Annotated in this window: 22 protein-coding genes; 9 read left to right on the top strand and 13 right to left on the bottom strand. The window is 63.2% G+C overall.

Annotated features, from left to right (window positions below):
- Positions 1-8: 8 nt before the first annotated feature.
- The 12 genes from M5E06_RS26540 to M5E06_RS26485 all read right to left on the bottom strand — a co-directional run bounded on the left by M5E06_RS26540 (position 9) and on the right by M5E06_RS26485 (position 11,163).
- Positions 9-1,229 (bottom strand): FAS1-like dehydratase domain-containing protein, encoded by a 1,221-nt coding sequence (locus tag M5E06_RS26540; protein ID WP_252140785.1) that lies wholly within the window; start codon positions 1,227-1,229, stop codon positions 9-11.
- A gap of 317 nt (positions 1,230-1,546) precedes the next feature.
- A complete protein-coding gene (locus tag M5E06_RS26535; protein WP_252140784.1) occupies positions 1,547-2,119 on the bottom strand; it encodes a cysteine hydrolase family protein in 573 nt (190 codons plus the stop codon).
- Positions 2,120-2,188: 69 nt separating this feature from the next.
- Positions 2,189-2,851: a GntR family transcriptional regulator gene (locus M5E06_RS26530; protein ID WP_252140783.1), complete on the bottom strand. Its 663-nt coding sequence runs from the start codon at positions 2,849-2,851 to the stop codon at positions 2,189-2,191.
- A 71-nt stretch (positions 2,852-2,922) separates the two neighbouring features.
- Positions 2,923-3,738, bottom strand: coding sequence for an N-acyl homoserine lactonase family protein (locus tag M5E06_RS26525; protein WP_252140782.1), 816 nt, complete (start codon positions 3,736-3,738; stop codon positions 2,923-2,925).
- A 37-nt stretch (positions 3,739-3,775) separates the two neighbouring features.
- Positions 3,776-4,516, bottom strand: coding sequence for an ABC transporter ATP-binding protein (locus M5E06_RS26520; protein ID WP_252140781.1), 741 nt, complete (start codon positions 4,514-4,516; stop codon positions 3,776-3,778).
- Positions 4,509-5,282 carry an ABC transporter ATP-binding protein gene (locus tag M5E06_RS26515; protein WP_252140780.1) on the bottom strand — a complete coding sequence of 258 codons (774 nt, stop codon included), beginning with the start codon at positions 5,280-5,282 and terminating at the stop codon, positions 4,509-4,511. The genes M5E06_RS26520 and M5E06_RS26515 overlap by 8 nt, the downstream gene beginning before the upstream one ends.
- Complete coding sequence (locus tag M5E06_RS26510; RefSeq protein ID WP_252140779.1) at positions 5,279-6,256, bottom strand: branched-chain amino acid ABC transporter permease; 978 nt, start codon at positions 6,254-6,256, stop codon at positions 5,279-5,281. Before M5E06_RS26510 ends, M5E06_RS26515 begins: the two co-directional genes overlap by 4 nt.
- Before the next feature lie 10 nt (positions 6,257-6,266).
- Positions 6,267-7,178: a branched-chain amino acid ABC transporter permease gene (locus M5E06_RS26505; RefSeq protein ID WP_252140778.1), complete on the bottom strand. Its 912-nt coding sequence runs from the start codon at positions 7,176-7,178 to the stop codon at positions 6,267-6,269.
- Positions 7,178-8,068 carry an NAD(P)-dependent oxidoreductase gene (locus M5E06_RS26500; RefSeq protein WP_252140777.1) on the bottom strand — a complete coding sequence of 297 codons (891 nt, stop codon included), beginning with the start codon at positions 8,066-8,068 and terminating at the stop codon, positions 7,178-7,180. The genes M5E06_RS26505 and M5E06_RS26500 overlap by 1 nt, the downstream gene beginning before the upstream one ends.
- 4 nt (positions 8,069-8,072) lie before the next feature.
- Positions 8,073-8,822: an SDR family NAD(P)-dependent oxidoreductase gene (locus M5E06_RS26495; RefSeq protein ID WP_252140776.1), complete on the bottom strand. Its 750-nt coding sequence runs from the start codon at positions 8,820-8,822 to the stop codon at positions 8,073-8,075.
- A 69-nt stretch (positions 8,823-8,891) separates the two neighbouring features.
- Positions 8,892-10,094, bottom strand: coding sequence for an ABC transporter substrate-binding protein (locus tag M5E06_RS26490; RefSeq protein WP_252140775.1), 1,203 nt, complete (start codon positions 10,092-10,094; stop codon positions 8,892-8,894).
- A 276-nt stretch (positions 10,095-10,370) separates the two neighbouring features.
- A protein-coding gene (locus M5E06_RS26485) for an IS5 family transposase (RefSeq protein WP_252141036.1) occupies positions 10,371-11,163 on the bottom strand; the annotation gives its coding sequence in 2 pieces (ribosomal slippage) (positions 10,371-10,833 and positions 10,832-11,163; 795 coding nt in all).
- A gap of 348 nt (positions 11,164-11,511) precedes the next feature.
- On the opposite strand from M5E06_RS26485, the gene M5E06_RS26480 reads away from it, so the two are divergent.
- Positions 11,512-11,919, top strand: a complete 408-nt coding sequence (locus tag M5E06_RS26480) for a hypothetical protein (protein WP_252140774.1) — start codon at positions 11,512-11,514, stop codon at positions 11,917-11,919.
- Positions 11,920-11,989: 70 nt separating this feature from the next.
- On the opposite strand, the gene M5E06_RS26475 is transcribed toward M5E06_RS26480, so the two are convergent.
- Positions 11,990-12,538, bottom strand: a complete 549-nt coding sequence (locus M5E06_RS26475) for a hypothetical protein (protein WP_252141041.1) — start codon at positions 12,536-12,538, stop codon at positions 11,990-11,992.
- Here M5E06_RS26475 and M5E06_RS26470 point away from each other — a divergent pair.
- From M5E06_RS26470 to fliD, 8 genes are all read left to right on the top strand, one after another.
- On the top strand, positions 12,444-13,145 hold the full coding sequence (locus tag M5E06_RS26470) for a flagellar hook assembly protein FlgD (RefSeq protein ID WP_252140773.1): 702 nt from the start codon (positions 12,444-12,446) through the stop codon (positions 13,143-13,145). The genes M5E06_RS26475 and M5E06_RS26470 overlap by 95 nt on opposite strands.
- A gap of 37 nt (positions 13,146-13,182) precedes the next feature.
- A complete protein-coding gene (flgE, locus tag M5E06_RS26465; RefSeq protein ID WP_252140772.1) occupies positions 13,183-14,493 on the top strand; it encodes a flagellar hook protein FlgE in 1,311 nt (436 codons plus the stop codon).
- A 4-nt stretch (positions 14,494-14,497) separates the two neighbouring features.
- The gene (locus M5E06_RS26460; RefSeq protein ID WP_252140771.1) at positions 14,498-14,755 is read left to right on the top strand and encodes a hypothetical protein; all 258 of its coding nucleotides are present in this window, start codon (positions 14,498-14,500) and stop codon (positions 14,753-14,755) included.
- Between the two features lie 227 nt (positions 14,756-14,982).
- Complete coding sequence (locus M5E06_RS26455; RefSeq protein ID WP_252140770.1) at positions 14,983-15,531, top strand: hypothetical protein; 549 nt, start codon at positions 14,983-14,985, stop codon at positions 15,529-15,531.
- A 30-nt stretch (positions 15,532-15,561) separates the two neighbouring features.
- Positions 15,562-17,313 (top strand): flagellar hook-associated protein FlgK, encoded by a 1,752-nt coding sequence (gene flgK / locus M5E06_RS26450; protein WP_252140769.1) that lies wholly within the window; start codon positions 15,562-15,564, stop codon positions 17,311-17,313.
- A gap of 11 nt (positions 17,314-17,324) precedes the next feature.
- Entirely contained in the window at positions 17,325-18,230 is a 906-nt protein-coding gene (locus tag M5E06_RS26445) for a flagellin (protein ID WP_252140768.1), read from the top strand.
- A gap of 122 nt (positions 18,231-18,352) precedes the next feature.
- Positions 18,353-19,177, top strand: a complete 825-nt coding sequence (locus M5E06_RS26440; RefSeq protein WP_252140767.1) for a flagellin — start codon at positions 18,353-18,355, stop codon at positions 19,175-19,177.
- A 162-nt stretch (positions 19,178-19,339) separates the two neighbouring features.
- On the top strand, positions 19,340-21,022 hold the full coding sequence (fliD, locus tag M5E06_RS26435; protein ID WP_252140766.1) for a flagellar filament capping protein FliD: 1,683 nt from the start codon (positions 19,340-19,342) through the stop codon (positions 21,020-21,022).
- Position 21,023 lies beyond the last annotated feature (1 nt).

Genomic DNA, 21,023 nt, shown 5'->3' with positions numbered 1-21,023 from the left:
CCTGTTGCTTAGCGGACGACCGGCAGCTCAAGATCGAGGGCCGAGCCGTCGATGTAAGCCGGAATGTTCGGATCACGCGACGGCAGCACCACCGTGGCCAAGCCCGGCGTGGTCAGCTCGCCACGCTGGTTCTCGCCGCGGATCTCGATGTCGACCAAGGCATGACGGTCCTTGATGTACTTGCGCGTAACCCGGCCACGGCACCAGGTCGTGTCGCCCATCGTGTTGAAGCGGCGCATCTCGGTGCGGACGCGTTTCAGGAACCCGGCGTCACCCATCCAGTTGGTGACCAGCGACGCCATCCAGGACGACCGCTGCGGACCGTAGTCATAGACCCCCGGCACGCCCACCTCCTTGGCGGTCGACTCCCGATGGTGGCCGATACCGGTATATTCCAGCCCGCCGCCCGCCTCCGGATTGCGGAAGAAATGGCCGGGATGCTTCATCGCCGCCTGGAAAACCACGCCATGGGTATGGCCGCGACCGCTGCCGACGAGGAAGCCCATGGTGTCCATCAGCGACAGCGGACCGCGGACGATCGGGTCGAGCTCCTCGCCTTCCTGGACATCCTCCCAATAGCGCACATGGGCGCCGCGCACGCCGTTGATCTCACGCGCGATCGCCTCATCGATCTGCACGAACTCATCGGCGGTGTACTCGTGGGTCTTGATGTCCTTGTACTTGCCGGCATCGCGCGCTGCCTTGCGCTCATGCCGGGTGCAGGTGCCAAGCGCCCGGGCAACCAGCTGGCCATGCTGGTTGAAGTAGCTGGCTTCGACATACTGCAGCACCAGGCGCCCGGAGAACTTGCTCTCCTTCTCCTCCACCCCGACAACACGCTCGACCGCCGCAATGCGATCGCCCGGGCGCACGTGACGGAACAGCTCCCAGTCATTGCCGGCGTAGAACCCATGCACACCGGGAAGGCCCCAGCGCGTGCGCCCCACCCAGCCAAAGGCCATCGGGAACATCGGGTGAGCGACCTGGGTGCCGTAGCGGCTGTTGCGGCCATATTCCAGCTCGCGATAGAGCGGATTGAGGTCGCCGATGCCGTTGCACCAGTTGCGCAGGGTGTCAGGGGTGGCATCTTGAAGATACGGCCCTTCCGGGCGCAGCTGCAGACCGATCATCTCCCGCGCAGCGGCAACCGCCTCATCGGTGATCAGGCCCTCGGCCGGTGCGCCGCCAACTTCCACCGTCGGCTTCGTTTCGATCTCAACGGTCGTCACATCCTGTCTCCATCATTTTCAAAAGGGGAAAAAGGGAAGAGCTGAACTCGCCGGATGCAGGGACCCACCAGGCACCCCTGTCCGCGACAGCCGCCACTCGAAACTCTCAGAAAAAATATAATGCATTCTTTGCCGGGCGTCAACGCCGTTTGGTTGGCTCGGCAAACCGTTTTCCGGCCTGAACCATAGGGATTTAAGAACTTTTGGGGAGAACCTGTGGGCGCCTGCCCACAAAATAATGCATTTTCCTAGCCATTTGGCCTGATGGTCACGGCGCAGCCTGGGGGGCCATAGCCCCACCAGTGCTGAGCATTCCCTTAAAAGCTGTCGGCTGTAGTCACTTGTGCAAACCGGCGCAGCCCGGCAAGCGCAAACTCATGCTCATCCTGGGTCGCACCGGCACAGCAATCTTCAAGAATCACGCAGGTGTAGTCCCGATCGTGTCCCTCGCGCACCGCCGCGGAAACAACCCCATTGGTAGAAACCCCCGCCAGCACGAGGCGGCGGATGCCCCGCGCGCTGAGAAGTGGCGCCAGGGATGTTCCGTAGAAGGGACTGACGCGGTGCTTGACAATATCCGCATCGCCGGGACGCGGGGCGAAATCGGTATAGACTTCGGTCCCCCAAGTACCCAACTTGAAGATGCCATTGTCACGCGCTTTGGTGAACACAGGCGAACTGTCAGGCACCTCGCGGTAATCGGGAGAGAAACCGACACGGACATGGCCGACCATCATGCCAGCAGCCCGGGCGCGGGCGATGGCGCGGACGGTGTTCTCATACACGCCACGTGCTTGCATCAGCGGCACATAGCTCTTTCCCCCGGCTCCCTCTGGATGCACGAGGTCGTTGATCATATCCATGACCAGCAGAATGGATTCGGATGCCATTGGTCCTCCTGTTCCCTGATGACCGCTCAAGACGGTTGGTGGTGTGGCCGGGAGTGGAGGAGGCGCAGCCTAATGGTGAACGCTGGCCTTGAACTCCTCCCAGCCTGAGCGGATATGCGTGCGCAGCGCCACAAGAAGCGCCCCTTCGTCGCGGGCGAGAATCGCCTGCATCATGTCCTGGTGCTCGTCCGATGCACGGTCGATGCGATGTTCCACTTTGTTGATCAGATCGAAGGGGTAGCGTGCCCACAGCGTGCGCACAAAGCGCAGTGTGAGTGGTTGGTCCGCTGCCAGATAAATCAGCTCATGAAAGCGGTAGTTGATGACCCGTACTGCCTCGCGGTCACCACGTTGGCTGGCTGCTTCGATCTGCACCTGCAAGTCACGAAGCTCCTTCACCACGGTTGCGGAGAGCCGCGAAAGTGCTTTCAGGGCCAACTTGCATTCCAACGTGACCCGCAGGTCAACGATTTCCTCTGTGGCGTTGATGTCGAGCGGCGACACCACCGCGCCCCGGTGCGACGCTCCGGTGACGAAGCCTTCTGCTTCCAGCAGCTTCAATGCCTCGCGAACGGGAGTGATGGACGTCCCCAGCATCTCGGCGAGTTCGGCCTGCTTCAGCTTTGAGCCTCGAGGAAAACGGCCGGAGATGATTCCCTCGCGCAGGAAATCTGCGACCCGTTCTTCCTTGGTCTGGTGCAGCAACTGCTCGTCTCTGGTCTGGTGCAGCAAGCCTTGATCCTTCCCGGAAAGGTTCGTCGCCACAAATACCGACAAAACAGTGCATCATGCAACATGTCATCTCAAGGCAGCCGAGGCGGCAGATCAACGCGATGCACTCGCCCTTCAAAGCCGGGGCCGGCCGGCGGATAGAGGTCGATGACACGCGGATCATGTGCAGGAATCACATGGTCGTCGCTGTCAGCCATCTCGCGGATCCGACCATGGGCTGCGATCATGTCCGACACATTAAAGGCGACCGCGAAGGGAATTCCGCGCTCCAGCTCTTCATAATAATGCAATGCATCAGAGGCGAGAACGACCCATCCTCGGGCGGTCCGTACACGCACGATTTCCTGCCCTGCGCAATGTCCGCCCACCCAATGAACGGAAACACCATCAGCGATTTCTCGGTCGCGGCCATGCAGGTCCACACGGCCTTGATGGAGCAGTTCGACCATCTGACAGATCTCGTCGACCTCATAGGCGTGGCGGAACCAACGCTGGCCCATCCAAGGACCGGTCACATAGGCCATCTCCTCCGCTTGCATGTGGAACCGGGCGTGCGGAAATGAGCCAAGATGTCCAGTATGGTCATAGTGCATGTGGGTGATCACGACTGTCTCAATCGCGTCAGGTTCTATGCCGAAATCGCGCAGTGTCGAAACCGGGTCGAGCAGCATGGTGTGGCCATGCCGGGCAGCCTTGCCAGCGTCCATGCCAGTGTCAATGATGATCGCATGATCACCATTCCGCAAGAACCAGCAGAAGAAATCCATTTGTAGAATTTCATTCGGCTGTGCATCAAGAATGAAGTTACGGCCGCGCGTGCGGTTAGTGTTTGTTCCATAGCGGATCGCGTAGATCTCGTACTCAGTCGATTCCCCATGCTTTTTCATCACACCAACTCCTTCCCGGCGCTTTTTGCGGCGGGTATTATGCCGCGTTATGGCTTGCAGAACCAAGATAGGCGTCGATCACTTCCTGCCGTGCTGAGCCGGTTTGCAGGTCACTCCTGTGACGATGACCGACCAGTCGGCCGGATCGCAGGAAATGAATGTTGTCGGCGAGACGCATGGTCATCTGCAGGTTCTGCTCAACCAGCACGATGGCCAGGTTACTGCCCTGCTGGATCCCGGCAAGCCGGTCGAACACCCGCCGCACCAACAGGGGGGCGAGGCCAAGCGACGGCTCATCCAACAGCAACAGCTTCGGTCCCGCCATCAGCCCACGGCCGATCGCCAGCATCTGCTGTTCGCCACCGCTGAGCCGCCAGGCTGGCCCGTCGAGCCGACCGGTAAGTTCAGGGAACAGGTCCAGCATTGCCGTCAGCCGTTCCCGGCGCTGGGTAGCTGGAAGCTGATAGCCGCCAAGAACGAGATTTTCGCGGACCGTCAGGCTGCCGACGACCGCACGTCCTTCGGGCACATATACGATGCCGCGGGCCACCCGCTGCCGAACAGTAAGGCCACCGATTGGCTCGCCTTCAAAAATCAGTTCCCCTCTGGCAGGAACGAGCCCGGCCAGCGCTTTCATGATTGAACTTTTGCCGGCACCGTTGGCTCCCAGCAGAGCCACCACCTCGCGCGGGCCGACCACGAAGGAAACCCGCTCGACCGCCTGGGCTTGTGTGCCGTAAATGACTGAAAGATCATGCACCGCAAGCAAGTCAGTCATCGTCGTCGCTCCCCAGATAGATCCGGACCACGTCCGGGTTGTCACGCACCTCGCGGGGCGTGCCGCATGCGACGAATTGCCCGAAGTTCAGCACGTAGATGCGGTCGGAGACGGTCATCACGAGATCCATGTCATGCTCGACCACCACCATCACGAGGTCGGGCGACGCCAGACGCTGAAGTGTCTTGGTTAGATCCCGTGTTTCCGAGTTGTTGAGTCCGGCGGCGGGTTCGTCCAGCAACAGGACGGAAGGACGGCCAGCAATCGCCCGGGCGATCTCCACCAGCCGCTGATTGCCGGGCGGCAACTGGGCAGGATAGCGATCGGCCACGTCCTTCAATCCAAACTCATCCAGCGCCGCCTCGGCGGCGACCCGCATGGCGGATCGTTCCCGCCTGCCGCGGGGCAAGGGCAGAAAGGCGTTCAACCAGCCTGCATGGTGGTTGCGGGCCACCCCCATCATCACATTCTCCACGACCGTCAGGTCGGGACAGAGCGCCACCGTTTGAAAGCTGCGCAGCACTCCGTGCTCAGCCCGCGCCGCCGGCGGAAGGCCGTTCAATGGCCGCCCACCCAATGCGATGGCCCCGCGCTGTGGCCGATACGCCCCGGTCAGACAGTTGAACAAGCTGGTCTTGCCGGCACCATTTGGGCCGATCAGTCCAGTGATCTCACCAGGGCGAAACTCCAGGTCAAGTCCGCGCAGCACCGAAAGGCCACCGAAGGAGAGTTCGATCCCTGTCGCAGTCAAGGCAGCGGCCGTCATGAAGCGCTCCTCTCGTTACGGCGGCGTTCCAGGCGTTGGCGGAGCTTCGGGGCGAAATGGCCGATGAGGATAACCGCCAGCAATGCGCAGCCGTAGAAAACCGGGATCCAGCTGCCGGCACCAGCCAAGGTCTGCGGCACCAGTGTCAGGAACGCGCCGCCGATCAGCGCGCGTCCAAGGGTCAGCCCGTAGAAGCTGACGACGGAACCCACCAGCAGAAAGATTGCTGACCAGAGCGTGAAGCCGCTGGGGGATACCGTGGCACTGGCGTAAGCGAGTGAGGCCCCGGCACCGCCGGCAACCGCGGCGCTGATTGCCATCACCGAGAGCCGCGCCCACGTCCGCCGCGTGCCGAACGCATCGGCCGCCGCGGGATGGCTGCGCGCGAGCAGCAGTGCCATGCCCTGCCGCGACTCCCGCAGGCGAGCCAACACAAAGACGCCAGCGAACAACAGCAGCAGCGCGACATAATATCTCTGCAAGCCGACCGCCCCGAACGGCACAACGTGTTGCGCAACGTAGAGGCCCTCGTACCCGCCAGTCCAGGCATCACCGGCATCGATGATCTCCGGCAGCGCCAGCACCAGGGCCATTGTCGTCACGGCAAGATAGATCCCGGAGAGCCGCCGTGACGGCCAGGCGAAGGCAACACCCAATAACCCTCCCGCCGCCACCGCCAGCGGCAAACTGAGCCACAAGGGGACGCCGAAGCGCGTTTCGCAAATGGCAACGGTATAAGCGCCGGCGGCCAGGAAGACGCTGTGTCCGATCGACACCTCTCCGCCGTAACGGACCAGCATGCTGACGGACAGCACACCAAGGCTGTTGGCGAAACAAATTCCCAGCGCAAAGAGCCAGGATGGCGCAACCATCAGCGGAAGGCACAGCAGCAACACGGACAGAGCGACCGTACCGGCCGGGCCCGAAACCAACCGCATGGCATCAGCCGAAACCCGCTTGTCTGTGTAGGACATTCCGACGCTCTCAGACACGGGAGCCTCCTCCAGCTGCTGCGAGCACACCATTGGGAAAGATGTTGAGCGCCACCAGGATGATCCCCAGGAGGAAGGTGCTGCTGAACTGTGGGGAGACGTAGTAAGTGAAGACGTTCATCAGCACGCCGATCAGGATGCCGCCGATCAGCGCCCCCGGTAGGCTGGTGAAGCCGCCGACGACAGCGGCGGCAAAGGCCTGGAGCATGAACACCGCCACCGTGGTGACGCTCAAAAACGTCGTCGGCACGATCAGCAGCGCTCCCACCACGCCCAGAAGCGCGGCCACCATCCAAGCGAAGACATGCACCGCCCTTAGGCTGAGACCGCAGACCTCCGCTGCGAACGGATTGTCCGACATCGCTCGGAAGGCCACGCCAAGCTTGGTGTGATCGATGACGAAGAACAGCGTAACGATGGTGATGAGAGCCACCGACAGCACGGTCAGGTCATAGCCAGTGATGCGCAGGCCAAGAACTGTTGCGCGGTAGTCCGGCACCGGCAAGTCGAGCGCCACAATGTCGGCGCCGAACACGAGCAGCGTCACCCCCTGTGCGATCAAGCCAATGCCAAGAGTCGCAATCGTGGCGGTGAGATCGGATTCAAAAACCAGTGGCGAGATCAGGCAATAGGTGAGAAATGCGGCCGCCAGGACGATCACCAACGTCGCGGTCACCGCCACACCCCACGAAAGCTGCAGGAGTACGCCGCTCGACAGGCCGTAGACCAGAAAGGCTGCTAGACCGGCGAAGTTGCCATGTGAAAAATTCACGACCTTCGAGCATTTGAAGATCATCACCAGCCCCATTGCGCCAAGCGCATACAGGCATCCGGTGATGAGGCCAGACCAGACCAACGGAAACAGATCGGACAGCAGCGCGAGGAGGGCGGAGGTTGACGGCATCAGCTTTCCTCCTCCAGGACACCCTGCTCCACAAGCTGGATAACGCCTGGGAAGTAGCGGCCACCTAGGCCACTCTCAACAGCGAGTTCATAATAGCGCCGCACTGTCTCGGCCGCCTTGATCGGGACTCCGGTCTCTTCTGCCAATTGAAAGACATAGCTGATGTCCTTCAGCACGTATTCCGGTGAGAACGCCCGTTCGGGAAACTGCCGCGGCAACATTGCCTTCATGCCATGGTTGCGCAAGACGAAGCTGTCACCGGAGCCCTTGGAGACAGCCTCGAGCAGAATTCTGGGGTCGACTCCGGCTCTTTCGCCGAGCACCATCATCTCTGCCAATGTGACGACATGCTCAAAGACAAGCATGTTGTTGACCAACTTCAGCACCTGCCCTGCCCCGACATCCCCACCATGCGTGATGTCGGTTGCCATGTAAGCCAGGACCGGCTCGATACGGTCAAAGACGGGGGCGCTGGCGCCAACCATGATGGAGAGTTCGCCCCGTTGTGCAGCCTCACGCGTGCGAGCCACCGGTGCGTCGACGAAGTCAATGCCATGTCCGGCCAACCGTCCGGCCATTGTGCGGGCGACCGCGACCGGCGTTGTCGACAGGTCGATCACCACCGACCCGGCGCGCAACCCCACTGCCACCAGCTGTTCGCAAACAGCTTCCACTTGCGGTCCACCTGGCAGCGACAAGCAGACAATGTCTGCAGCGCCGGCAATGGCGGCGATGTCAACTGGCTCTGCTTTGGTGCCTGACAGCGCGTCAAGGGCAGCCGGTGTCATGTCATGGGCAAGCAACCGTCCCGGATGCTTTCGCGCCACATTGTGGCACATCGGGCCGCCCATGACGCCCAACCCGATAAATCCAATGGTTTCGTTGGTCATGGCATCAATCCATCAGCATGCCGCCGTTGACGTCGAGCACCGTTCCGGTGATCCAGTTCGACTGCGGCGAGGCAAGGAAGACGATCGCTTGGGCGATGTCGTCCGGTTGGCCGAAGCGGCCGAGCGGGACATTGCCATTGGCCGACGGCGCCGCTTTTTGCGTTACGGTTTCCCACATCGGGGTTTCCACCGGCCCCGGCGCCACGATGCTCGCATAGACGCCTTTCGCAGCACCGGCCTTGGCGACCCACTTCATGAGGCCATGAACCGCTGATTTCGCTGCGACATAGGAGGGACCGGAGGCAACCCCGCCGATCTTCGCTGCGATCGAGCCAAGCGCTACCATTTTGCCGTATCCCTGGCGCTCCATCACCGGCATGACTGCACGCACCGGATGCACCACGCCCATGAGGTTGACATCCAAGATCGATTGCCATTCGTCGTCTGTCGACTCCATCAGCGGCCGATGCGAGATGGTGCCGGCACACAGGATCAGAATGTCGATGCGCCCATATGCCTCGATCGTGTCCTTCACTGTCTGTTCCACCGAAGCGCGGCTGGTCACATCCAACGCTTGGTAATCGATACGTTCATGGTCAAAGACGGCAGAGGCATGGATATCAGTCGCCAGAACACGCGCTCCGGCCTGTGCCAAGGCCAGAGCCGTCGCCCGTCCAATGCCGCCGGCCGCTCCGGTCACGACGGCGACTTGCCCCTCCAGGCATGGTGGCCCGCTCAAATGAACATGCTGCATGTATACGCCCTCTGTGTCGTGGAGGCGGGCTCAGCGGAGCCCAAGAAGATGGAGCGAAACAGGCGAGGATCACTCGGCCTTTGCGTTGAAAACCACGTCTGGATAAGCTCGGAAATCACGAACCAGGACAAACTGGCCATTTTGGGCTTGGATAATGCCTTCCTGCCGCGTGCCGCGATGGTCGCCGGCCTTGAAGCTCACCCCTTTGGCGCCGCCGACGGTAACACCCTCGAGCGTCTCCAGGGCCTTGACCAGATTTTCGCGCGTCAGCGGCTTGCCACTTTTCAAGAGCGCTCGGAAGCCTTCACCGAAGACGGCGGCGTTGCTCCAGCCGTTTAGGCCGAAAACGCCTTGCGCATCACTCGGATAGTGTTTTTTAACCGCCTCGCGGTATGCAGCCACCGACGGATCATCGCTGGTTACCGGCAGCAACCATGACGAGAAGTAAACCCCATTCAAGAGATCTCCGGCGAGCTTGAACGTGGAGGGGTCGGCGGTGAAAAAGGGAGCAAACCACTTCACGGCCAGCCCTCCCTGATCAGCTGCTTTCAGTGCTGCTGCCAAGTTGGCATTGGAGCCGAACAGCACCACGGCTTCGGCACCGGCGTTCGACACGCGGCGGATATGGGGAGCGAAGCTCGTGGTCTTTACGTCGAAGGGGACAGATTCTGCGGGCTCAAGCCCGAGATGTTTCATATAAAGATCGAAACCCCGCTTGCCTGACTTGCCGAGCTCATCGTTTTCCCAGAGAAGAGCAATTTTCTTGAGCTTTAGGTCCTTAGCGGCATAGTCAACATTCATCGCCGCCGACCATCCGTAATCCGGCAACAGCGGGAAGACATTGGGATCGATGTAGAAGGCAGACGCGCCACCAATTGGCCCAACAATGGGAAGCCCCACCTCCCTGGCATAGGGCAGGACGGCTGTGTTGGTGGCCGTGCCCACCGGCGCTGCCAGAGCGAAGATACCTTGCCCCTCCACCAACTGACGGGTCACCGATGCAGAACGCGCTGGCTCGTAACCATCGTCCTGGGCGACGTACTTGACAGTCCAGCCTTCGATGCCGCCAGTTTCATTCACATGCTTGAAATAGGCGTCTGCAGCGTGGGTCAAGGTCGCGTAGAATGGCACCGGACCAGTAACGGGCGTGAAGGCACCGACGGTGACGGTTTTGTTCGCTTCATCAATCCCGATGTTTTGTGCCTGTACTGATGCAGTCGCTGTAAACGCCAGCAGCCCGATTCCTGCTGCAAGGCTCCTCAGGTTCAGCATGACGACGCTCCTCCCAGGTTTCTCGGAACGGCTCTTTTGCAGAAAGCTATGGCAGGAAACAGTCCGGCGTCAACACAAAATGCATTGTGCACTGCTTCTGTCGAGTACCAGCCGGTGGTGATTCCGGTTAATTAGCGGGCGTTCATGGGTTTTCGCCACATGAACCGCGGCAGCGGGCGCGCGGCTGATGCACATATAATGCATTATCCTGCGGCTGTCCGACTGGTCCCATACGGTCCTTCCCCTTTCAGGAGCCTCAGAGCCTATCCTGGAAGATTATTTCCGTGCGAGGCGGCAGAGCATCAGCCGGATCATTGCGATGCGGATGAAGGCGACGGATCTGCGGAGGTACTGCTCGTAATGGCGCACGAGGAGGCGGCAGCGTGTGAGCCATGACAGCGTTCGCTCGACCAGCCGCCGCTTCGGAAGCACGACGAAGCCCTTGGCCTGATCGGAGCGTTTGACGATCTCCAGCCGCCAGTCGCCGGTGCCGCTCACCTTGGCGGCGGCGACCTCGCCCTGATAGCCACCGTCAGCAAAGATCACCTGAATGAATGGGAACAGCGTGCGGGTTGCCTTGTCCAGGACCAGGGCGGTGCCGTCACGGTCCTGGATATCGGCACGATGGACAGCGACGTTCAGGAGCAGTCCGAGCGTGTCGACGAGGATGTGGTACTTGATGCCTTTGATCTTCTTGCCCGCGTCGTAGCCGACCGGGTTCGCCGCAGCCCCCCTTTTCCGCCGCGCGGACGCTTTGGCTGTCGACCACGGCGGCGGTCGGGCTGGGCTCGCGGCCTTCCTGCGCGCGGACCCGCTGGTAGAGGTCATGGTGGATGCGCTCCAGCGTTCCCTCCCAGGCCCATAGGTGCAGATAGCCATGCACCGTGCTGCGCGGCGGCAGGTCCTTGGGCAGGTGACGCCATTGGCAGCCCGTCTCCAGAACGTACAGCACGCCGTTCAGCACCGCCCGAAGATCGACGCTGCGGTGCCGACCACCGCGCCGAGCCGGTGGGATGAGCGGCTCGACGATCCGCCATTCCTCATCGCTCAGGTCGCTTGGGTAGCGCAGCCTGCTGCGGTCATGGCGCTCTCGTTATTCCGGCGTCCACATCCTTGCCTCCGTCTTGGAGGCACCTTTGAATCACAACTGATTCATTCGATTCAACTTCTTCTCGGACGGGCTCTCAGGCACGGCGACGATGAAAGAACGGACGGCGGTCCACTACTCCAAATACGGGTGATTGACGCATCCTGCGACTTCGACCTCGGGCAGTATCTCAGTCGATATCCGATATTTTAAAATATCCGCCCAGCCTGATCCAAAGGTTATGGGCGGTTTTTCCATGGACAGCATTTGAGTGCTCTGACATCGTTCGAATACGAACCTTCACGGGGACGGTGATTGGAGACAAGAGCAATGAAAACCTCATCCACAAGTTTCAGGGCGGCCTGCCTGTTCGCACTTGCCGGTATCGGCATGGGGATTGGAATGGCCGCATCGCAGAACCACGACCTGATGCCGGCCCATGCCCACCTCAACCTGCTGGGCTGGGTGTCGCTTTTCCTGTTCGGCGTCTATTACCGGCTGCATCCGGCGTTGGAGACCAGCCGTCTGGCGATGACGCAGATCGTCGTCTGGTGCGTCGGCACGGCTTTCCTGACCGTCGCCGTCGCCGCCTTGCATCTCGGCTATACCGCGTTCGAGCCGGTCGCCGCGGTCAGCGCGCTGTTGCTGCTGGGTGCGCTCGGGCTCTTCACCCTGCTGGTTTTCCGCTCCGGCAAGCAGACGCAGGCCGCAACGCCGGCGCTGACGGCCGCAGAGTAATCCGCACCGCCAGTGCCTTCTTAGGGCGAGCGATCCCGGGGCGGGCCAGTCGGGGACGAGCAAGCCGGCGTTAGACCGGATGTCCCGGATTTGGAGCCTTCTCGAAGCGCTCGCCCTCGGCGGCCTTCTTATTTTCCTCGGTCGTGCGCGACACCGCGCCGCCGCCTTCGCCGGGTGCGGCCGGATCGCGATCCGTGCGCCGGTCCTGTTCCTGATTCCGCTCTTTCGTGCCGGACATGGACGGCTCCCTGGGACAGTTGAGGATACAGTCCCCAACCGGCAAAGCGTCATGCCGGTTCCGGCCCTCCATCGCAGATGGCCGCCATGGCCCGCCGAGGCCCTTTTCCTGTCCGCAGCATTTTTTTGAAAAAATCCGCGCCAGCTTTCGCCGGCCGTTCCGTGGATAGCCACAGAACGAACGGGGCGGCGCCAGCCCGCCGCCCATCCCGTAGTGCCATCGGCCTGAACCGCCGCGAAATCCCGCCCGGATTCCGCGAACGGGCCGCGATTGGGTGGAGAAGGCGATGCTGGTCGATTCTGTCAGCTCTACAACCGCGACGACCTCGACGAAATCCACATCCTCGTCGAGCACGTCGTCAACCGCGTCCACGAGCGACACTTATCAAACCTTCCTGACCCTGCTGACGAAGCAGCTGGAAAATCAGGATCCGACCAATCCGGTGGACACCACCACCTTCACCACCCAGCTCGTCCAGATGTCGTCGCTGGAACAGCAGATGTCGACCAACGACAAGCTCGACACGCTGAATAGCTCGGTGACGGAACTGTCAAGTACGGCCGCGTCATCGCTCGGCACCACCAGCAGCGCCGTGAGCTACTACGGCAAGACGGTCGAGGCCGAAGGTTCCACCACGCCGTTGCAGGACGGCGAAGCGACCTGGGAATACGACCTCGAGTCCGCCGCGTCCTCGGTCAAGCTGACCATCACCGATTCCAGCGGGAACACCGTCTACAGCGACGCCAGTTCCTCCACCGCCGCCGGCACGCATGAAGTGACCTGGGACGGCATCGGCACCGACGGCAAGAGCTACAGCAGCGGCACCTACACCCTGTCGGTGACCGCGCTCGACGCCAGCGGCAACGCCATCGACACCACCACCCGCTTCAAGGGCACCGTGACCGCGGTCGACAGCTCCAGCGGCACGGCGGTGCTGACTGTCGGCGGCGTCAGCCTGTCGGCCGACAAGGTACTGACGCTCTCCTGACCCCCTCTCCCGGACATTTGGAAAGACAGGTGCCGCCATGAGCCTCACCAGCGCGATGTACAGCGCCACGTCCGGGCTGACCGCCCAGAGCAAGGCGCTCGCCAGCATCTCCAGCAACATCGCCAATTCCAGCACCACCGGCTTCAAGGGCACGGTGACGGAGTTCACCTCCTACATCAACAAGACAACCACGGTGGACGAGCAGGTCGGCGGCGTCATCGCGTCGAACACCCGCAGCGTCAGCCGGCAGGGCGAAATCCAGTCATCGGCCACCACCACCAACATGGCCGTCAACGGCGACGGATTCTTCGTGGTGTCGGACGAGACGTCGGACGGCGGCACCTATTTCACCCGCAACGGCTCCTTCTCCACCGATTCCAACGGCAATCTGGTCAATTCGGAGGGCTATTACCTCTATGGCTGGGCGGTCGGTGACGACGGCACCGTCAAGGCCGGCAACAAGACCTCGACCGACAGCCTGGAGGCGATCAACCTCACCAGCATCAAGGGCACGCCCAAGGCGACCTCGACGCTGGACATCGAAGCCAACCTGCCCTCCGACGCCGAGACCGGCGACAGCTTCACCACCGACGTCGAGCTGTTCGACGCGCTGGGCAACAGCCATTCGGTGACGATGACCTGGAGCAAGACGGCCGACAACACATGGTCGCTCAGCGCATCGGACCCGACCAGTTCAGCCGACGGCACCACCGTCACCGGAACGATTTCCGGCTTTCCCATCGCCATCACCTTCAACAGCGACGGCTCGCTGGCCGGCGCCACCCAGACCGACAGCAGCGGCACCACGACCAGCGTCGATCCGTCGGCCATCAGCTTCTCGGTCGGCGGCTGGACCACCGGCGCCAGCGGCAGCAGCGTGTCGATGAATCTCGGCAGCGCCGACAGCACGACCGGGCTGACGCAGTACGCGTCGGGCGAGGACGCCGCCGCCATCGGCGACTGGACGGCGACCGGCGACGGCTATGAACCCGGCACGCTGACCGGCACCACCATCGACAGCAGCGGCGTGGTCCGCGCCACCTTCGACAATGGCGAGACGCGGGCGATCTACCAGATTCCCATCGCGACCTTCGCCAACGCCGACGGGTTGGAGAGCGAGAGCGGCACCACCTTCACCCAGACCTACGAGTCCGGCAATTACCAGCTGCGCACCGCTGGCGACGGCGCCGCCGGCGAGATCGAGGCGAGTTCCCTGGAAAGCTCCACGGTGGAACTGACCGACGAGTTCAGCCGCATGATCGTGGCTCAGCAGGCCTATTCCGCCGCATCCAAGGTGATGACGACGGCGCAGGACATGCTGGACACGTTGATTTCGATGAAGCGGTGACGCCATGACCGCCGCACCGGACGAGGGGTTTACCCACGCCGAAGCCCTGCTGCTGGAACACCGCCGGCTGGTGGTGCAGGCGCGGACCTTGCTGGCGCGGGTTGCGACGCGCGCCGAACGGCTGGCGATGGCCGACGACCTGATCGCGCTGATCGACGGGCTGGATGTGGAGAAGCGCGCCCTTGCGGCGCGGATCCACCGCGGACGGGTCGCGAACGCCGCGATGAGCGCCTATGGGCGGGCGATGGCGGCACGGCGGTGAGCTGTTGGGCGGGTGTCGGCTTCGATTGCCCCCTCCCCGACCCTCCCCCGCTTCGCGGGAGAGGGTGCCCTACGCGAAGCGGCGGCAGTCCCCTCCACCGCCAGCGGCGGGGGAGGGTTAGGGAGGGGGCATAGAACTGCACATCTCTCGAATTCCCACCCAAAAACCCCGCCAGCTTTCCCCCCACCGGCCGTGGAACCAGACACCCAACTTCCGGAACTATCGCCATGGCGCTTAAACAGACGCTGCGCAAGCCGGCCCCGCCGAAGCCCGTCCTGACCAAGGCGCAGGCACCCGCCCACCCCGCCGAACCGGCCTGCCCCACCATCTTCCTCCGCGTCGATGCTGTTGATGTGCTGGAGGCCTTCGTCGCCGAACTGGACCGCAGCGCGGCGCGTGCCGAAGCTGCCGTGCGCGAGGGACGGCCGCGCGACGCGCTGCTGGCGGCCGGCGACATGCAGATGCTGCTGCGGACCTGGAAGGACCGGCTGACCGATGCTCTGTCGCAGACGCGCAGCAAGCGCATCGCCCCCGCCGTGCGCGGCGCCGCCAAGGCCGCCGCCGACCGCGTGCTGCCGGCGCTGGCCGCCCGCATGCGGGAGATCGAGGCGCAGATCAAGGTGCACCGCGCCCGCCAGAACGCCATCGGCGCCGCCCTGCGCGCCGCGTCCACCGCGCCAGCCGGCGTGTATGGCGTCGCCTATGGCGCTGCCGGGCGCTACGGCGCACGGGTGGCGATGCGCACCACCTGCCATGTCGTCGGCCTGACGGCCTGACGGCAGGCAACACAGGGGAGGAAAGCCGCCATGTCGCTTCGCGTCGCCAGTTCCATCGCCACGTCGGCGCTGCGCACGTCCGAGGTTGGGATCGCCGTCGCCTCCTCCAACGTCGCCAATGCCGACACCGACGGCTACACTCGCAAGACCGCCTCCAACGTCACGCGCAGCACCGGCACCAACATCTCCAGCGTCGACGTCACCGCCGTCAGCAGTACTGTCGACCGCTATCTGCTGAAGACCCTGGTCGCGGCCCAGTCGGACCTCGGCTACACCGACACCCGCAACAGTTATCTCGACCGGATGCAGTCGGCCTTCGGCAGCGTCAGCGACGACGACAGCGGCGGCACCGACATCGGCTCGATGATCGACGCGCTGGCCGACACGCTGGGCACGCTCGCCACCTCTCCCGAAAGCGAGAGCGCCAAGGCCGCCACCGTGCAGGACCTGTTGGATCTGGCGGAGTCGCTGCGCAGCACCTCCTCTTCCATTCAATCCCTGCGCGCCCAGGCGGACGACAAGATCGCCAGCACCGTCGACAGCATCAACGAGACGCTGAACAGCATCGATTCCCTGAACGACCGGATCGTCAAGGGCAAGGCGCTGGGCCAGAACGTCACCGACCTGGAAGACCAGCGCAACACCGCGCTGAAGAGCCTGGCGACCAACATCGACGTCACCTATCAGGTCGACGACAGTGGGCTGATGCGCATCGCCACCGCGTCGGGCAAGTCGCTGCTCGACAGCAAGGTGCATGAACTGTCCTACACGCCGGCCGCCTCGGTCAGCGCAAGCACGGTCTACAGCGCCAGCGGGACCAGCGGCAGCAGTGGATTTGGCGGCATCATGCTGAACGGCACCGACGTCACCGGCTCATCGCTGGGCGGCACGCTGGGCGCCCTGGTGCAGTTGCGCGACACCGACCTGCCGGCACAGCAGGCAAGCCTGGACGAGTTGGCGACCACCCTGATGGACAGCCTGAACGCGATCCAGAACCAGGGCACCGCCTACCCCGCCCCGCAAAGCCTGACCGGCACCGAGACCGTGTCGGCCAGCGACGCGCTGAAGGTGACCAGCGGCACGCTGCGCGTCGCCGTCACCGACAGCAGCGGCAAAGCGGCGGAGGTCCTCGACATCGACCTGTCGACCATGTCGACGCTGCAGGACGTGGTCGACGCCATCAATTCGATGAGCAATGCGTCCGCCTCGATCTCCGCCGACGGGAAGCTGGTGATCTCCGCCAACAGCGCGAGCAACGGCATCGCGCTGGGCGGCGATGACGGCACCTTCTCCGATGCCTACGGCATGAACGACCTGCTGACCGGCACCGGCGCCTCCGACATCAAGGTTGCGACGCGTATTGCCAGCGACAGCAGCCTGCTCGCCACCAGCGCCTTGTCCTCGACCAGCAGGCTGACCGCCGGCGACGCGGTGCTGACCAGCGGCGAGGGATCGGTGGCGCAGGCACTGTCGGCCGCATTTTCCGACAGCCACGACTTCGATGCCGCCGGCGGTTTGAGTGCCCGCAAGACGACCTTCGCCGGCTATGCCGGCGCGGTGATCCAGGGGGCGGCTACTGTCGCCGACACGGCATCCGCCGCCTACGACAGCCAGAACACCTACACCAGCAGCCTCGAATCGACCTTCTCGTCGCAGAGCGGCGTGAATGTCGACGAGGAGACCGCCGCGATCTCCGCCCTGCAATCCGCCTACGAGGCCGCAGCCGCGGTCATGAAGACGCTGCAGGAGATGTTCAGCACGGCGCTCGACATGGTCCAGTAGAGGAGACCGCGATGGAACGGGTCGCGACCTACAACCATCAGAACACGCTCGTCCAATACATGATGAAGGCCGAGGCCAAGGTGGCCGCGGAACAGATCCGCTCGGCGTCGGGACTGAACTCCACCGACTACAAGGGCATCGCGTCGGACAGCGGCCGGCTGGTGAACCTCGAAAGCCATTACCGCCGGCTGGAACAGTATATCGACGAGGGCGAGGTCGTGAACGGCCGCATCCAGTCGATGTACGACGCCACCGGCAGCATGTCGGACCTGACCTCCCGCCTCAGCGCGCTGATCACCGGCCTGCAGGGCGACAATGCGGCCGGCGTCGAAGGCGTGGTGGCGGAAGCGGCCCAGCTGATGCAGGAATTCGGCGGTCTGCTGAACACCAAGCAGGACGGCCGCTATCTCTTCGCCGGCGGGCGCACCGACCAGCAGGCGGTCGACCTCGACAGCTACACCGCCGCGACCTACCCGTCGAGCGCCGACACCGGCTATTACCAGGGCGATTCCACCGTCGCCCATTTCCAGGCGGCCGACGATTTCGTGCTGTCCTACGGCGTCACCGCCGATCAACCGGCGTTCGAAAAGGCGCTCCGCGCCTTCAGCCTGATCGCCAACATGTCGACCGACCCTGTCGACGACGATCTGCTGGCCGAGGCGACGCAGCTCGCCTCCGACGCCACCAACAGCCTGTCGATCGTCCAGGCGAAACTCGGCGCCGCCAGCTCTTCGCTGGAGAACACCATCGACCGCCATGTCGACGAACAGCTGGTGCTGCAAACCCAGGTGGAGGACATCCGCAGCGTCGATCTGGCGGAATCCACCACCAAACTGTCGCAGCTCCAGGCCTCGCTGGAGGCGACCATGAGCCTGATGAAGATCCTCGAGGAGAACAACCTGTCCAAATACCTGTGAACGCAGGCGCTCTTGCAAAAAAGCGCTAACCCGATCGAAAAATCCCGCCAGTTTTTGTCGCCTGCCCCGTGAGTCCCAGTGAGGGTCACCGAAACGGCCCGGTTCGATCAGGAGACCACATCATGCCCGTCATCTCGACCAACACGGCTTCCAATTCGGCCCTTCGTTACCTGAACATCAATTCAACCAACCAGTCGGACTCGGTCTCGAAGATTGCCAGCGGTTCGCGCATCACCAAGGCGTCGGACGACGCCGCCGGCCTCGCCGTCGGCACTTCGCTGCAGTCGGACATCACGGTGCTGAACCAGGCGGCCACCAACGCCTCGCATGGGTCGTCGATCCTGCAGACCGCCGACGGCGGCATGTCCAGCATCTCCGACATCGTGCAGCGCATGCGGTCGCTGGCCACGCAATCGCTGTCCGGCTCGGTCACCGACAACGAGCGCTCCTATCTCGACGCCGAGTTCCAGCAGTTGCAGGACGAAATCGACGGCATCGCGTCGGGCACCCGCTTCAATGACGAATCGCTGCTCGACGGCTCGACCAACTGGGCGTCGGGCGTGAACTTCCGCGTCGGCACCACGTCGAACGACAACATCACCGTACAGATCGCCGGCGTCACCACGACCGGGCTGGGCATCAACACGCTGGATGTCGGCACCTCGGCCACCGCCGCCGCGGCACTGACGGCGCTGGACACCGCGGTGACCACCCTGTCGGACGCCCGCGCCGACGTCGGCGCGCTGATCTCGCGCTTCGAATTCCGCAGCGACATGATCGACACGACCATCGAGAACACCGAGGCCGCGCAGTCCGCCATCATGGACGTGGACGTTGCCGAGGAGCAGTCGAAACTGTCGTCGGAAAAGGTCCTGACCCAGGCCGCCATCGCGGTGCTGTCCCAAGCGAACTCGATGCCGGAGAATCTGCTCTCCCTTCTCCGCTGACGGTTCGCAAGGCCGCCGGCGGGGGCGCGCGTCCCGCACAGCCTTACACACTCGGGGGGACGTCGCCGGCGGCCGTTTCCTTCCATCGCCAGCGCAGCAAAAACCCCGCATCGCCGTGCCATCCGCCGCGCCCCCCGCGGCCGGAACCGGGAGAGCCTTGCCATGACCACCGTCAGCTCCACCACATCCAGCACGGCCGCGACGACGGGTTATTCGGCGCTGTCCTCCAGCGATTCGGGCACCGGCATCGATTATGCCACCCTGATCGAGGCGAAAGTGAATGCGAGGCTGGAGAAGGCAGACCGCATCGACACCAAGATCACCGCGAACGAGGCGAAGATCACCGCCTACACCGACCTTCAGGACAAGCTCCAGGCGGTCAACGACGCCATCGACGGGCTGCGCAACCGCAGTGTCTCCACCGGTGCGTCCTCCAACCTGTTCAGCCAACGGACCGCCTATGTCGGCGACGACGACGTGTTCAGCGCCACGGTGGACGACGATACGGAGGTCGGCACCTATTCGGTCGTGGTTCAGCAGCTCGCCACCAAGCACAAGATCGCAGCCGACGCCGTCAGCAGCAAGACCGACGCGCTGGGCTATTCCGGCAGCTTCACGCTCCAGGCGGCCGACGGCAGCGCCGTCACCATCTCTATGGAAAGCGACGACAGCCTGACCGACCTGCGCGACGCCATCAACGCCAACAAATCGACCAGCGGCGTCACCGCCAGCATCGTGCAGGTCAGCGACAGCAGCTATCAGCTGATCCTGACCGCCAACGACACGGGCGAGGAGATCAGCCTGACCGACGGTGGCGACGGCGTCCTGTCCTCGCTCGGCCTGACTGACAGCGACGGCGCCATCAAGAACGAGCTGGTCGCGGTGCAGGATGCGATCGTCGAGATCGACGGCGTCAGCATCACCCGCAGTACCAACACCATCAGCGACGCCATCGAGGGCGTGACGCTGAACCTCTACAGCGCCAGCCCGGACACGGCAGTCTCGATGGAGGTGTCGACTGACCTGTCCTCGATCAAGTCGGCGATCACCAGCTTCGTCGACGCCTACAATGAATACCGCGACTTCGTTCTGACGCAGCAGGCGACGACCAGCGACGGCACGGCGTCCAGCGACGCGACGCTGTTTTCCGACAGCCTGCTGCGGCAGATCGTCCGGTCGGTCAACAGCGCCCTCAACACGTCGATCACCACCGACGACGGCACGGTGCTGTCGATGGCCTCGCTGGGCATCAGCTTCAACAGCTCCAACGAGTTGGAACTGGACGAGGACACGCTGAACAGCATCCTCAGCAGCGACATCGACTCGGTCAAGCAGTTGCTCGGCCTCAACATGACGTCGTCGTCCAGCCAGATGTCGCTGCTGCGCTACACCAGCAGCGCTTCGGCCCTGTCCTTCAGTCTGGACATCGTGCGCGGCGACGACGGGAACCTGACCTTGGCATCGGTCGACGGCGACAGCAGCCTGTTCACCGTCAGCGGCAACCGCATCATCGGTGCGACCGGCATGGCCTATGAAGGTATCGTGCTGGTCTATTCCGGTAACAGCGGCAGCGTCGACATCGATTTCTCGCAAGGGCTAGCCGACAAGCTGTTCGGCGTCATCGATGATGCGTCGGCGGACTATGACAGCGACCTCGCCAGCGCCATCGACGATCTGGAAACCCGGGACACCGAGCTGGAAAGCCGGTCCTCCGACATCAAGACCAAGGCCGAGACCTACCGCAGCACCCTGACCGCCTATTACGCAAAGCTGGAGGCGGCGGCCGAGACGGCGGCCCTTCTGCTGAAACAGCTGACCTACAGCGACAGCAGCAGCGACAGCTGAC

The sequence above is a fragment of the Azospirillum sp. A1-3 genome (assembly GCF_023806445.1).
GTDB lineage: Bacteria > Pseudomonadota > Alphaproteobacteria > Azospirillales > Azospirillaceae > Azospirillum.
Note: the sequence above shows the minus strand (reverse complement) of the source record. Positions and strands in the feature narration are given on the sequence as shown.

Coding starts and splice junctions, on each gene's coding strand:
- M5E06_RS26535 (WP_252140784.1), bottom strand. CDS start 2,119: ATGGCATCCGAATCCATTCTGCTGGTCATGGATATGATCAACGACCTC.
- M5E06_RS26525 (WP_252140782.1), bottom strand. CDS start 3,738: ATGAAAAAGCATGGGGAATCGACTGAGTACGAGATCTACGCGATCCGC.
- M5E06_RS26520 (WP_252140781.1), bottom strand. CDS start 4,516: ATGACTGACTTGCTTGCGGTGCATGATCTTTCAGTCATTTACGGCACA.
- M5E06_RS26515 (WP_252140780.1), bottom strand. CDS start 5,282: ATGACGGCCGCTGCCTTGACTGCGACAGGGATCGAACTCTCCTTCGGT.
- M5E06_RS26510 (WP_252140779.1), bottom strand. CDS start 6,256: ATGTCCTACACAGACAAGCGGGTTTCGGCTGATGCCATGCGGTTGGTT.
- M5E06_RS26505 (WP_252140778.1), bottom strand. CDS start 7,178: ATGCCGTCAACCTCCGCCCTCCTCGCGCTGCTGTCCGATCTGTTTCCG.
- M5E06_RS26500 (WP_252140777.1), bottom strand. CDS start 8,068: ATGACCAACGAAACCATTGGATTTATCGGGTTGGGCGTCATGGGCGGC.
- M5E06_RS26495 (WP_252140776.1), bottom strand. CDS start 8,822: ATGCAGCATGTTCATTTGAGCGGGCCACCATGCCTGGAGGGGCAAGTC.
- M5E06_RS26490 (WP_252140775.1), bottom strand. CDS start 10,094: ATGCTGAACCTGAGGAGCCTTGCAGCAGGAATCGGGCTGCTGGCGTTT.
- M5E06_RS26480 (WP_252140774.1), top strand. CDS start 11,512: ATGAAAACCTCATCCACAAGTTTCAGGGCGGCCTGCCTGTTCGCACTT.
- M5E06_RS26470 (WP_252140773.1), top strand. CDS start 12,444: ATGCTGGTCGATTCTGTCAGCTCTACAACCGCGACGACCTCGACGAAA.
- flgE (WP_252140772.1), top strand. CDS start 13,183: ATGAGCCTCACCAGCGCGATGTACAGCGCCACGTCCGGGCTGACCGCC.
- M5E06_RS26460 (WP_252140771.1), top strand. CDS start 14,498: ATGACCGCCGCACCGGACGAGGGGTTTACCCACGCCGAAGCCCTGCTG.
- M5E06_RS26455 (WP_252140770.1), top strand. CDS start 14,983: ATGGCGCTTAAACAGACGCTGCGCAAGCCGGCCCCGCCGAAGCCCGTC.
- flgK (WP_252140769.1), top strand. CDS start 15,562: ATGTCGCTTCGCGTCGCCAGTTCCATCGCCACGTCGGCGCTGCGCACG.
- M5E06_RS26445 (WP_252140768.1), top strand. CDS start 17,325: ATGGAACGGGTCGCGACCTACAACCATCAGAACACGCTCGTCCAATAC.
- M5E06_RS26440 (WP_252140767.1), top strand. CDS start 18,353: ATGCCCGTCATCTCGACCAACACGGCTTCCAATTCGGCCCTTCGTTAC.
- fliD (WP_252140766.1), top strand. CDS start 19,340: ATGACCACCGTCAGCTCCACCACATCCAGCACGGCCGCGACGACGGGT.